Here is a 12,897-nt window from a genome sequence, read left to right on the forward strand (position 1 = left end):
GATTGAGACGTCAGACATCTCGGTCAACAGCCCGGGGGCCTCGCTCGTTGCGGCTCGCGGACCGTCACCTGATCGGTGGCCACCTCGAAGAAGCTGAGTGATCGGAAAACTGAGGGCCTTCGAGGCTGTCGAGCGTCATGGCCTCGATCAGGGTCAGGGCTTCGTCGATCTCGTCTTCGCCCAGCTGCACCGGCGCGGGGAACACCTCGGCAGGGTCGCGGACCTCATCCGGCCACAAAAGCCCGTGCATCGCGATCACCTGCCCGCGGACCCTGAGCAGACCGAGCCGCTCCCGGCCGTGCCACGCGGACCGGACGACCGCGACCCGGGACGCCCGCTCCAACGCCATCCGCAGCAGCACGTACGGTTTCACGGCGGTGGCGCCCTGCGGCTGGAGGTAGAAGCCCGAGCCGATCCGCAGCGGGTCGACGGCGGCGGCCGGGATGAACGCGATCAGCTCGATCGCGCGGGCGGTCGGCAGCGGCAGGGCGCGCAGCTCTTCGTCCGAGATGGGGATGACGCGGCCGCCGGGCAGCTCGTAGCCGTGCCCGATCTCCCCGAATGAGACCTCACGGTCCTCGACTTCGCACCAGTAGCGGTTGCGGACCAGGCCGTTGTCGACGGTGTGGATCCGGCGGAACAGGACGCTGTGATCTTCGGTCGCGCTGACGACGGAGATCGGGACGCTGACGAGCCCGAACACGAGGGCGCCGGTGAACACGCTCGGCATGGCACACCTCCAGGCAGCCCCGAGCACCACCAGCCTAAGCCGCGGGCGCGGCCCGCACGAGGAAGGCCGGGCCGCCCCGCAGGGCTACGAGCCGGGCTCCTGGTGCAGGTCCAGAGAGAACCGCAGCCGTACACCGGGCTCGCCGGGCTCCCGGGTCCTCTGGTCCGCCGGAGCGATGGCGCACCGCGAGGCGAGCAGCTCCTGGATGGCGAAGGCCGTCTCGTCATCGGCGGCCGCGACCTCCACCACGGCCAGGCCCGGAACCGCCACATGCGCGTCACTGATCTCCCTCATGCACAGCACGACGTCCCGACGCCCGCAGAAGTTCTCCAATCGGGGCGTCTTCACCCGACCAGGTACGTGAGCGAGTACGCGGCTAGACGCGCGTGCTGACGTAGCGCACGCCTGGGCCCCACCGCTCCTTCACCGGCGCCATGCACCACTGGCACAGCGGCAGCCGCCCCGGCCGTACTTGTGGGTTTTGCGCTGACACTTGGCGCACGGGCCGACCAGGTCACCGGAGCAGACGAGGGCGGAGGGGTCGGGTTCCGTCACCGGTGGCACGGAGGTCGTCATCGTCGTTTCCTGTTCTGGGCGACCACCACCGATCGCCTTGCCGCAGGATACGACCTGAATGGCACAGCTGTTCGATCTATGGGCCGGGTGTCGTATCCGTAGCCATCGTCGCTGGGCCGGGTTGCGTCCGGTGTTGCGGTAGAGGTTGCGCTGGGTGTTGCGCCAGAAGTTGCGGTAGGGGTTGCGCGGCCCGTCACAGGGTCTTGGCGTCTGCCCAGGTCATCAAGGCCGTTCGGCGTGGTCGGGGTGCTGACATCCCCGTTGCGGCCCCCTTCGCCAGTCGCATCATGTGGCACTGCGGCCCCCACTCAGTGCCGCTGACAGCGAACAAGATATAGAGGTCGTTGCCGATCTGGTGGTACTCAGGGGCCCAGAAGGTCTGCACGAAGCCCTTGCTCTCGTCCGCGTCGAGGATCACCTGCTCGCGGAACCCGTCGTCGAACAAGCCGTTGATCGTCTCGGACTCTCGGACGTAGAGGCCGATGGCGTCCACGTTGTCGTTGGTCGCGATGTAGTAGTACTTCCCTTCCCAGGGCAGAATCACCGGGTCCGCGTACCCGCGCGCCAATGGGAAGGGGCGAACGGGAGTCTGCACCGTGCCGGAGACTCGGTAGGTTCCCGGAGCCGAGAAGTCCACTGCACTGGTGTCCCAGGCGACAGACTTGTCGGCCGTGGAACCGTCGGAGTAGACGGCTGTCGCCTTCACCGCGGCCAGTTCCGACAGGGAGGACGCGACGACAGTCTTGGGGACGCGGGTTTCCGTATGCGCCAGGGGCGTCCACCGGTCCCGAACGGCTTGAGCGATCGACGGTTCCACCGCGAGCACGTTCCCCGGGTTGATGTCCGTCAGGTTGCAGGGGTCCGCAACCTGCGGGAACCGGGATCCCGGCCGAGGCCCCTTTGACCCTCCTCCTGCGAGATCGACAACCTGGTTCACGAACACGTTTCCGTCGGCGTCTCGCCACAGAAACTCGTACGCACCGACCGGCGCTGTCACGTTGTTGGGTGGGTAGGTGTCTGATGGTGCGTCGTGGCGCGGTGGAGCCCGGTTCCGGGCTGTGCTCAGGCCGTGGTGGAGGGGCCGGCGACTCCGGTGATCTGCTCCCAGATTGCGAAGCGGACGGTCATTTCGGCTCGGTAGTGGTGTGCGGGGATCAGATGGCGTCGGGGCCGGAAGTGGGGTGAGATGCCGCTGAATGCGAACAGGAACCGCTGGGCTCCGCCCACGGAGCGGAAGCCTTGCATCGCCCGTTCGCGCTGCCTTGGCTGGTGGCTGTTCTCCGCCCGGTTGTTCAGCCCCTTGTGGGAGCGGTGCTCGACGGAGGGCATGACCTCGCGATGGGCCGCCCCGTAGGAGCGGAGCTTGTCGGTGACGATCACCCGCGGCACCGTGCGGGTCTTCTCCATCAGCCTGCGCAAGAAGCGCCTGGCCGCGGCCTTGTCCCGGCGGCTCTGCACCAGGATGTCCAGGACGTTGCTGTCCTGGTCGACCGCCCGCCACAGATACTTCTGTTCCCCATTGATCTTGATGAAGACCTCGTCCAAGTGCCACTTGTCACCAGGCCGGGGCCGGCGGCGGCGCAGCGAATCGGCGTACCGCTGACCGAACTTGCCGCACCAGCGGCGGATCGTCTCGTAGGAGAGGACGATCCCGCGCTCGAGCATCAGCTCCTCGACCTCGCGGAACGACAGCGGGAAGCGGTGATACAGCCACACGCAATGGGAGATGACCTCGACCGGGTACCGGTGCCCCTTGTACGACGGAGCCACGGCCCCCACGGAACAACCCCCTCCAACACGATCAACCAGAAGATTATTCCACCCGCTCAGCCAATGTGACAGCGCCCTTCGGTGGGTTCGCGAAGCAGTACGAGCAGATCGAGAAGGTCTCTGCCCATCACGGCAACTTCTGGGAAGTGCTGCTGTACGGGCAGATCGGCCGGGACCGGGCGGTGATGTTCGACCTGGCCGACAACGACAAGCTGAAGTTCACCGCGACCAGCGAGGACAGCCGGGTACTGGACGCCCTCGCGCACGCCCAGCGGCACCAGGCGGCCCGCGGCGAGTACATCACCGCCTTCAACGCGGAGGGCGAGGAGGTCGACATCTCCTTCGCCACCCAGAACTGGCGCAAGGCCGTGGTCGACAAGACCCGGACTGGGCAGTTCGTGCGCAAGCACTTCGAGGCGATGGTCTTCACCGCGCTCGCCGAGGAACTGCGCACCGGCGACGTCGCGGTGGTCGGCTCGGAGGAGTACGCCGACTGGTCCGAGCAGCTGCTGGCCTGGGAGGTCGTCCAGGAGACGCTGGGGTCCTACCTGGTGGAGGTCGGCCTCGCCGAGGCGGGCGAGAGCGCCGATTTCGACGCGACGTTCTTCCGCCGGCAGCTGGAGGACAAGCTGCGAGGCGCCGCCGCGGCAGCGGACGCCGGGTACCCGGAGAACGACTGCCTGGTCATCGATCTGGAAACGGGCATCCCCTCGCTGAAGGCGTTAAGGGCGGACCGCCAGCGGCCCTCGGCGAAGCGGCTGGAGCAGGAGATCAAGGCGAGGATGCCGGAGCGTTCCCTGATGGGGATCGTGGCCCGGACCGCGTACTGGGTGGAGTGGTGGCGCCGTTTCGGCCCCCCCATCGGGCAACGAGCCCAAGCTCACCGACCCCTTGGGCCGCTACGTGATCGTCACGTTCGTCAAGGGCACCAACATGGGCCCGTACGAGGCCGCCCGACACATCCCCGGCGTGAGCGGGCACGAGCTGTCGTACGTCGCCAACAAGCACTTCTCCATCGTGCTGCTGAACGAGGCGATCTCCGACCTGGTGAACGCGCACGCCCGCCTGGACATCTCGCAGGCATGGGGCGACGGGACCACCGTCGCGGCGGACGGCACCCACATGGACACCTATCTCGACAACCTGCTCTCCGAGACGAGCGTCAGGTACGGCAAGCCGGGCGGGATCGCCTATCACCACGTCTCGGACACCTACATCGCGCTGTTCACGCACTTCATCCCGTGCGGCGTGTGGGAGGCCGTCTACATCATCGAGGGCCTGCTGAAGAACACCAGTGAGGTGCAGCCGACCACCGTGCACGCGGATACCCAGGGCCAGAGCTTCCCCGTCTTCGCGCTCGCCCACCTCCTGGGCTTCGACTTGATGCCCAGGATCAGGAACTGGAAGGAACTGACCTTCTACCGGCCCTCCAAGCAGACGGAGTACGTGCACATCGACGCCCTGTTCGGCGAGCCGGGCAAGAACGTCATCGACTTCGACCTGATCGAGTCCCAGTTCCGCCACCTGATGCGAGTGGCCGTCTCCGTACGCGAGGGCACCATCTCCTCCTCCACGCTGCTCAAGCGGCTGCGCTCCGGGTCGCGGAAGAACGCCACCTACGCCAACACCTACGCCGCCTTCCGCGAGGTCGGCCGCGTGATCCGCACCGTCCAGCTCCTGCGCTACCTCTCGGACGCGCCGCTTCGCCGGCGGGTGACCGCGGCGACCAACAAGGTCGAGTCGTTCAACCGGTTCTCCCAGTGGATCGGCTTCGGCAACCGCGGCGTCATCGCCGACAACGACCCGATCGAGCAGGAGAAAGCGATGAAATTCAACGCCCTGCTCACGAACATGGTGATCTTCCACAATGCCCTGGACATCGCCGAGATCATCCGCCAGCTGCTGGAAGAAGGCTGGGAGATCGACCCCGAGGACCTGGCCCACATCTCGCCGTACCTGACCGAGCACGTCAACCGGTTCGGCGAATACAGCACGCACGAACTCGGTATCCAGCCGGAAGCGTACGACCCGAAGCTTGACGTCGACTTCACCCCGCTCCGTGAGCAGAGTCTGATCGCCGTCGGCCTCGGTCAGGCCACTTGACCCAACGTTCTCGCCTACGCGGCCGCCCTATTTTTTGGATCGGGATGCGGGTCGGCTATGTGGTGGGCCGCAGGAAGCGGACGACGGCGTCTTTCTCCATGTCGACTTCCCGCTGGATCTGAGGGGGGACAGGTTCGAACGCATCCACCTTGATGGAGCGCGCGCCGGAGCCACGGCTCCAGGTGGCGATGGCCAGGCCGTCGGCGATGACGGTCGGCCGGATGAGGCCGCCTCCTGGCCAGACGCGGGCCTGGTGGAGAGCGGGGACGGACATCTCGCGAGTGCGGTAGCCGATCAGGTAGTTGTCGTAGGCGGGCAGCATGCGAACGTCTGGAGTGTCAGACGGGCCCGGGAGTTCCTCCACCCGTCCCGCGAGCATGGTCAAGCCGCCGTACTTGGTGATCACGCCGGATTCCGCCAGCAGTTTCCAGGCCCTGCGGGCCCAGGTGACCGGCAGCCCGGACCAGGCGGCGAAGTCCTCCAAGGTGGCGGGGGCGTGCGCGGCCAGGTAGCGACGGGCCAGCTCGGCGAGAGCAGCGCCTTCCTCCCACCGGGCGCCCCCGGTGGTGGGCAGCCAGTCGTCGAGCAGTACATACGTGGCCTCACCGGCGCGCTGCGGACCGTGACAGAGGACGCCAGTGAGTGCCGCGTGGCGGATCAGGTGGAAAGGCTCCTGCCCGTCCGGCGAGATACCGAAGGTGGTGAGGTGCTCGGTCAACTCGGCCCGGGTAAGCGGGCCGTGCGCGGCGAGAACGCGCCGGATGAGATAGTCGGCGCGCTGGCGCAGATCATCGTCCAGGCCCAGCTGCTGGTAGCGGCGGCTGGTTGCGGCAAGAATCCGCGGGGACAGCAACCGCAACACCCAGCGGGCGTCGTCGCTGGGAATGGTGTGCAGGGTGCCGCGCATGTACCAGCCGCGGACGATGCTCCGCTCTTTCTCGTATGCCGTGCGGATGGCCTGGGCGGTGATGTCCCGGCCGCGTACCCGGATGCCCAGGTCGGCGGCCGTGGCGTCTTGGGCCTGGATAGCGAATACCCGTCGGACGACCGCCTCGGCAGAGTCCTCCCGTGCTCCGCCGGCCAGGGCCTGAGCGTGGGCCCGCAGCCGGCGGACGCTCTCGTGGTCAAGCATCGGGCTGTGCCTCTCAGCCAGCGCGGTCAGGAGACGGCCTTGTCGAGGATGTCGGCGAGTTCGGCGGGCGCGGAAAGCATCGGCCAGTGCCCGGTGGGCAGGTCGAAGCGCCGCCACGGCGGCTGGTTCAGGTAGGCCAGCATCGGCACCCCGGCATCCAGCAGCCCCGTGAAGTCATGGCACGCCACCAGGACACGGTCCACACCGGGACCGGGCTCGGCCGGGCCGGCGAGACGCTGGGTGAAGGTACCGAACGGCTGAGGGGTGGCACCCGTGCGCAGAGCGTCCAGCTGGCCCTCATCGAGCCCGTCGAGGCTGCTGGACAAGCCCAGGACCTCAAACGGCGGCATCGGCAGCCGCCACCCGTCGCCAGACGCGTCGACCTGCTGGCGCAGCTGGTCCGCTGCCTGCGGTGGCATGAGGTCGAGCATGCACATGCCCGCGGCGAACGGGGCGCTGTCCACGTAGATCACGCGTTCCAGCCGGTCGCCGAGACGTCCAGCTGCCCAGGTGACCGGGGCAGCCGCGTAGCTGTGGGCGACCAGCGTGCCGTCGCCCAGATCGTGCTCTTCGACGAATCCCGTGATGTCCGCGATGTGCGTGTCCAGGTCTGTCTGAGGGCCGCCCTGGTCGGCGTGTTCGGCCAGGCCGGTCAGTGTCAGCGGCAGCGCCGTGTGGCCGCGCTCCCGCAGAGCTCGGGCGGTGTCTTCCCAGGCCCATGCCCCGAGCCAGGCGCCGGGAACGAGTACGAAGGTGGCCATGTGTTCTCCCTGAAGTGAGGTGCTGCGGGGAGCGTAAAGTCGATACAGGACAGAATCCGCCCTGAAATGCCGAGTGATCCATGTCGCATCCCCTGACCCGTGTGCTGACCCTGCTGGAACTCCTCCAGTCCAACGCCCGGCTCACCGGGGTGGAGCTGGCCGACCGGCTGGACACCGACGTGCGCACGGTGCGCCGGTACACCGCGCACCTGCGGGAACTGGGCATCCCCGTGGAGGCCGAACGTGGCCGCTACGGCGGCTACCGACTGGCCCGCGGCTACCGCATGCCCCCTCTGGTCCTCACCAATGACGAGGCCCTCGCCGTCGTTCTTGGCCTGCTCGCGGCAGAACGTCTGGGCATGGGCACTGCCGCGCCAGCCAGTGCCGGTGCCTTGGCCAAGATCGAGCGGGTGCTTCCGCACGCCCTGCGCGAGCCGCTCGCCGCCATGCGAGAGACCCTGTCGTTCACCGCCAACGCCGTGATCGGTCAGGCACCCGGAACCGGCGTCCTGCTGGCACTGGCCCAGGCCTCCCGCGCCCGCGCGACCGTCGGTATCAGCCACCAGTCCTGGCGCCAGGAACACACCGAACGCGACATCGACCCCTACGGCGTGGTCTTCCACACCGGCCGCTGGTACGTCGTCGGCCACGACCACCTCCGCGACAGCCTACGGACCTTCCGCATCGACCGCATCGCCTCCGTCACCCCCCGAGCCGACAGCTTCACCGCACCCGACGGCTTCGACCCCGTCGCCCACCTGACCTCGACCCTCGCCCAGGGGCCATACCGCTGGCAGGTCGAGGTGACGATCCATGGCCCCCTCGATGAGATCGCCCGCCGGCTGCCGCGCCCAGCGGTGACCCTCACCGCCCAGCCCACCGGCGTTCTCATGCACGCACGGGCAGAACGGCTGGACGGCATGGCCCACATGCTCGCCTCCCTGGAGTGGCCCTTCACCATCCACCATCCCGACGAACTACGGCAGGCGCTCAAGAATCTGGCCGCCCAGCTCACCGCAGCCGCCCAGCGGAGACCGGAAGAACTACCGCAGTAAATACCGGATTTACTGCGGCAGGACCGGAAGGGCGGGACGGCGTGACGATCGAACCGGTGACCGAACTCGGAAGCGGGCGCGCGCTCCGGCTGCCGCGCGCCAGGGTGGTGCCCCTGTCCGCTCTTCCGGTCACGTACACTGCGAAGGTCGAGCGTTATCTCACCAGTGCGGGCATCAGAGCCGGGGCAGGGGGATGACGCCCATGGCGTTGTCCCCCTGCCCTTGATCAGGGACCGGAGCGGGGAACGTACTCAGCTCGCGCCGGAGGCGCTGAAGCTCGTCGTCTTTGGCTGCCAATACGGACAGCAGCAGATGATGACGCTCCTTGAGCTGCTTGAACTCAGTGTGCGTGCAGGCGAGTTTGCTAGTAAGCCGCTGGTTGAGGTCCCGCAGCCGCGCGATCCGGGCCTCGCGGGGATCGGGCTGAGATTGCCGAGTGCGCGGCAACGCCAGAGGGCGTCGCCTTCACCGAGAAGCTCAACAAGGCCGCCTACACGGCCGGAGGACTCGCGGCCGCCGGACACCTCGACGAACACACCGCACGCGCCCTGCTGCGCGAGGCCGCCGAGACCGCGCGCCCCTGGCAGAGCGCCCGCAACGAACGCATCATCAACGACGCCCTCGCCGCCGGCCTTGCTCGCCCGCTCCACCTCGAAGGACGTTCATGAGCAGCGCCGAGACGCCACGCTTCGACGCCACCGCCGCTGCCCAGCAGATGCTGGACCTCGAACAGGCAGACCACCAGCCGGCAGCCCTGCCCGCCCAGGCCCACACCTCCCCCCTAGCCACGCCATCCTGGGCGCTGCCGGCCCCGCTGCCCGGAACACTCACCGACCGCGGCAATGCCAAACTGTTCGTCAAGCTCTACCGCGATCAGTTCCGCCACGTCGAAGGTCTGGGCTGGTTTTCCTGGGACGGCTACCGCTGGAAGCGCACAGGCGGCGAGAAAGCCGCCCTGTGGGCCGCCGGCGAGATGGCCGAGGACATGCCCGACACCGACCCCCGGGGACTCTTCAGCGACCGCGAACTCCACCACCACAAGAAGCGCACCCTGTCGACCACCGGCATGAAGGCCCTCCTCACCCAGGCCAAGGCCTCCCCGGACCTGTCCGTCGACCCCGACACCCTCGACGGCGACCCCTACGCCCTGTGCACCCCCGCCGGCGTCGTCGACCTGAACACCGGGCTGCTACGCAAACCCGACCCCACCCGCGACTTCCATTCCCGCGCCACCAGCGTCGCCCCCCAGCAGACCCGGACCCCGCGCTGGCACCGCTTCCTGCATGACACCTTCGGCGACGACGCCGAAGGCCAAGAAATGATCGGCTTCCTGCACCTGCTGCTCGGCTACTCCATCACAGGCGACGTCGGCGCCCAGGTCCTGCCCTTCCTCCACGGCCACGGCAAGAACGGCAAGAGCGTCCTGCTGGACGTCATGATCCAGATCCTGGGGGACTACGCCGACGCGGCCCCGCCCGGCTTCCTCATGGACCGGGGTGCCTTCTCCGAGCACTCCACCGAACTCACCGAGCTCCACGGCCGCCGACTCATCGTCTGCAGCGAACTCAAGCCCAACGACAAGTTCGACGAGGCGCGGGTCAAGCTCCTTACCGGCGGTGAGAAGATCAAGGCCCGCAGGATGCGCCAGGACTATTTCTCCTTCGCACCCACCCACCATTTGTGGCTGCTGGGCAATCACCGGCCCGAGGTGAGCAACGGGGGCTTCGCGTTCTGGCGCCGCATCCGGCTGGTGCCTTTCGAACGGACCGTGCCCGACCACCGCAAGATCGACAACCTGGCGCTCGAGCTCGTCCGCGACGAGGGCCCCGGCATCCTGCAATGGCTCATCGAAGGGGCCCGCCGCTACCTCACCACCCGTGACAGCCTCGAGGGCCCCGACCGGGTCCGTATCGCCACCAGTGCATACGCCAACACCGAGGACCACATCGGCCGCTTCCTCACCGAGTGCTGCACCCGCGACATCGAGGCTCAGCCCGACCTGCGCGTCGAACAGGGCCTGCTGTACACCGCCTACGCGTCCTGGTGCAGCACCGGGGAAGGCATCCGCCCCGCCGGCACGCGCGCTTTCGCCACCCGCGTCAGGCAGGAAGTCGGCCTCGCCTCACCCGCCGACATGATCAAATCCAATGGCCGCAAGTACTACCCCGGCATCGCCCTGCTGGACACCCCGTCATGAACCAACTCCCATGCCTATCCGGCGAACCACAGCACAGCGGCCCCGCCCCCCAGCAGGCCCACAAGTCCCTACCCACCTGTACCCACCCGACTTACCATGGAGCCGCAGGGCCACGTCCAGCAGCGGGCGGCTCACCACACTACGAGGCGGGCCACCGCCCAGCCCAGCAGATGAAGGAGGGGCAGCAGCCATGAGCTCGCTACTGACCGAAAGCGATCTCACCCACGAAGAGCACGTCGTGTGGCTGGAAGACCCCGAAAACTTCGATTACGTCCGCCAGGCCCTCGACAAGACCCGCCGCCGCAACACCAAACCCCCCTACGCGCGCGACGGCCGCATGGTCGGCTACGCCCTCCTCGACGACCAGGCCGAACCCGACCCCGACAGCGGCCTGTACAAGCGCCGCGTCTTCTTCCTCCTCCCGCACGACCGCGACAGCCTCCCCGGCGGCCTGTACCGCGAAGGCGCCCCCGGGGAAGCAGTGGACCCGCGCACCATCGACGTGAAGAAGGTGGGCGAAAAAACCCCACGCTCGCAGAGCGGGCCAGCTGCCATAACCGGCTCCCGCTCCTGACGGCCTGTAGCTACCAACTGCTCGGCTGGGATCTGCCGTCGCAGAGGGCGGAGCGGGCTCGGCGTCGATCGCTGGGTGGGTCGGCGGCGCTGTCGTCCACGTATGCCTGTCCGGCGAGGTGCAGGACGACGGAAGACCTCCGGTCGGGAAAATCGCCCCCGGGGGCACTGTCACGTTGGCTGACTGGTGGGATGATCTTCTGGCTGATCAGGCGGGGAGGGGTCGTCCGTGGGGAGTGCGTCGCTGTCGTACAAGGGTCACCGGTACCCGGTCGAGGTGATCTCCCACTGTGTGTGGCTGTACTTCCGCTTCCCGCTGTCGTTGCGCGAGGTCGAGGAGCTGATGCTCGAGCGCGGAATCGTCGTCTCCTACGAGACGGTGCGACGCTGGTGCGGCAAGTTCGGGCAGACCTACGCAGGCGCGCTGCGCCGCCGGCAGCCCCGGTCCGGGGACAAGTGGTACCTGGACGAGGTCTTCATAAAGATCAATGGAGGACAGAAGTATCTGTGGCGGGCCGTCGACCAGGACGGCAACGTCCTCGACATCCTCGTGCAGAACCGCCGGGACAAGGCCGCGGCCAGGCGCTTCTTCCGCAGGCTTATGAAGAAGACCCGCACGGTGCCGCGGGTGATCGTCACCGACAAGCTCCGCTCCTACGGCGCCGCCCACCGCGAGGTCATGCCCTCCGTCGAACACCGACAGTCGAAGTACCTCAACAACCGGGCCGAGAACAGCCACCAGCCCACCAGGCAGCGCGAACGCGCGACGAAAGGCTTCCGCTCCGTGGGCGGAGCACAGCGGTTCCTGTCCGCGTTCAGCGGCATCTCACCCCACTTCCGGCCCCGCCGCCATCTGATGCCCGCACGCGACTACCGCGCCGAGATGACCGTCCGCTTCGCGATCTGGGAGCAGATCACCGGCGTCGCCGGCCTCGCTACCGCGGCCTGAGCACAGCCCGGAACCGGGCTCCACCACGCCGTGACGCACCATCAGACACCTACGCACCCAGCAACGTGACAGCGCCGTGGCGGAAGCGCTGTCAACTTGGCTGGACAGAAGGTGTATTGGTGTAGGCCGGACCCGGTCGGGGCATGCGCCGGGACTCGTCCTCAGGCCGTGGCCGGTAGGCCAGCGATCTCGTTCCAGTTCGTGAAGCGGGTGGTCATCTGAGCGCGGTAGCTGGCAGCGGTGAGGCGGTGACGGCGGGGCCGGAAGTGCGGTGAGATCGCGCTGAAGACCGACAGGAAGCGCTGGGCTCCGCCCGCGGAGCGGAACCCCTTCACGGCGCTTTCGCGTTGCCGCGCGTCGGTTGGTGTAAGTTCTCCGCCCGGTTGTTCGGATACTTCGACTGCCGGTGCTCCACCGACCGCATCAGCTCACGGTGGGCGACGCCGTAGCTGCGGAGCTTGTCGGTGACCAGTACGCGCGGCACTCGGCACTGCTTCTTCATCAGCTTGGTCAGGAATCGCTTGGCAGCCTGGGCGTCCCGCTTGCTCTGGACGAGGATGTCCAGGACGTTGCCGTCCTGGTCGACCGCCCGCCACAGGTACTGCCGCTCGCCGTTGACCTTGATGAGAAGGCCTCGTCCAGATGCCACTTGTTTCCCCGGCCAGGGGCCGGTGTCGCCACAGCTCGCGGGCATAGGCGGGGCCGAACTTCACGCACCACTGCCGGATCGTCTCGTGGGAGACGGTCACACCCCGGGCGAGCATCAGCTCCTCCACCTCACGGAAGCTGAGTGGGAAGCGGTGGTAGAGCCAAACGCAGTGAGCGACGATCTCCGCCGGGAACCGGTACCCCTTGTACGACGGTGACACGACGCCCCTCCCGACGGCCAAGGACTTGAGGATCGTCGCAGGCACCCGGCACGTCCGCCAAGTTGACAACGCCCTGTCCCGCGCTACAGGGGGCTGTCTCATCGGGTTGTTGTGCCTTGGGCGCCAGCCGGGGTGATTCGGGTCACCGATCACTCCTGAGGGGTCAATGATGACCAATCAAT

Annotated in this window: 11 protein-coding genes and 2 pseudogenes; 5 read left to right on the forward strand and 8 right to left on the reverse strand. The window is 67.7% G+C overall.

Features of this window, described 5'->3' with window-relative positions:
* Positions 1-64: 64 nt before the first annotated feature.
* From ku to AC067M_RS43395, 5 genes are all read right to left on the reverse strand, one after another.
* Positions 65-730 (reverse strand): non-homologous end joining protein Ku, encoded by a 666-nt coding sequence (ku, locus tag AC067M_RS43375; RefSeq protein ID WP_478702513.1) that lies wholly within the window; start codon positions 728-730, stop codon positions 65-67.
* Between the two features lie 84 nt (positions 731-814).
* Positions 815-1,024: a DUF6207 family protein gene (locus AC067M_RS43380; protein WP_478702514.1), complete on the reverse strand. Its 210-nt coding sequence runs from the start codon at positions 1,022-1,024 to the stop codon at positions 815-817.
* 475 nt (positions 1,025-1,499) lie between these two features.
* The gene (locus AC067M_RS43385; protein WP_478702515.1) at positions 1,500-2,303 is read right to left on the reverse strand and encodes an Ig-like domain-containing protein; all 804 of its coding nucleotides are present in this window, start codon (positions 2,301-2,303) and stop codon (positions 1,500-1,502) included.
* A 65-nt stretch (positions 2,304-2,368) separates the two neighbouring features.
* Entirely contained in the window at positions 2,369-3,085 is a 717-nt protein-coding gene (locus AC067M_RS43390) for an IS6 family transposase (protein WP_478702516.1), read from the reverse strand.
* Positions 3,086-3,132: 47 nt separating this feature from the next.
* Positions 3,133-3,486 (reverse strand): hypothetical protein, encoded by a 354-nt coding sequence (locus tag AC067M_RS43395; protein ID WP_478702517.1) that lies wholly within the window; start codon positions 3,484-3,486, stop codon positions 3,133-3,135.
* Positions 3,487-3,946: 460 nt separating this feature from the next.
* Here AC067M_RS43395 and AC067M_RS43400 point away from each other — a divergent pair.
* Positions 3,947-5,179: pseudogene (locus AC067M_RS43400) on the forward strand (transposase); the annotation flags it as partial.
* 55 nt (positions 5,180-5,234) lie between these two features.
* Here AC067M_RS43400 and AC067M_RS43405 read toward each other — a convergent pair.
* A complete protein-coding gene (locus AC067M_RS43405; RefSeq protein ID WP_478702518.1) occupies positions 5,235-6,311 on the reverse strand; it encodes a winged helix DNA-binding domain-containing protein in 1,077 nt (358 codons plus the stop codon).
* A 26-nt stretch (positions 6,312-6,337) separates the two neighbouring features.
* Complete coding sequence (locus AC067M_RS43410; protein WP_478702519.1) at positions 6,338-7,072, reverse strand: alpha/beta fold hydrolase; 735 nt, start codon at positions 7,070-7,072, stop codon at positions 6,338-6,340.
* Between the two features lie 80 nt (positions 7,073-7,152).
* Between AC067M_RS43410 and AC067M_RS43415 the strand changes: the two genes are divergently transcribed.
* From AC067M_RS43415 to AC067M_RS43430, 4 genes are all read left to right on the forward strand, one after another.
* Complete coding sequence (locus AC067M_RS43415; RefSeq protein WP_361981581.1) at positions 7,153-8,127, forward strand: helix-turn-helix transcriptional regulator; 975 nt, start codon at positions 7,153-7,155, stop codon at positions 8,125-8,127.
* Between the two features lie 664 nt (positions 8,128-8,791).
* Positions 8,792-10,324 (forward strand): DNA primase family protein, encoded by a 1,533-nt coding sequence (locus AC067M_RS43420; RefSeq protein ID WP_478702520.1) that lies wholly within the window; start codon positions 8,792-8,794, stop codon positions 10,322-10,324.
* Positions 10,325-10,514: 190 nt separating this feature from the next.
* Positions 10,515-10,898: a DUF6009 family protein gene (locus AC067M_RS43425; RefSeq protein ID WP_478702521.1), complete on the forward strand. Its 384-nt coding sequence runs from the start codon at positions 10,515-10,517 to the stop codon at positions 10,896-10,898.
* 228 nt (positions 10,899-11,126) lie between these two features.
* Positions 11,127-11,846 (forward strand): IS6 family transposase, encoded by a 720-nt coding sequence (locus AC067M_RS43430; protein WP_478702522.1) that lies wholly within the window; start codon positions 11,127-11,129, stop codon positions 11,844-11,846.
* A gap of 161 nt (positions 11,847-12,007) precedes the next feature.
* Here the strand turns inward: AC067M_RS43430 and AC067M_RS43435 are convergent.
* Positions 12,008-12,736 (reverse strand): annotated as a pseudogene (locus AC067M_RS43435) (IS6 family transposase).
* Positions 12,737-12,897 lie beyond the last annotated feature (161 nt).

The sequence above is a fragment of the Streptomyces sp. NPDC043427 genome (assembly GCF_056436655.1).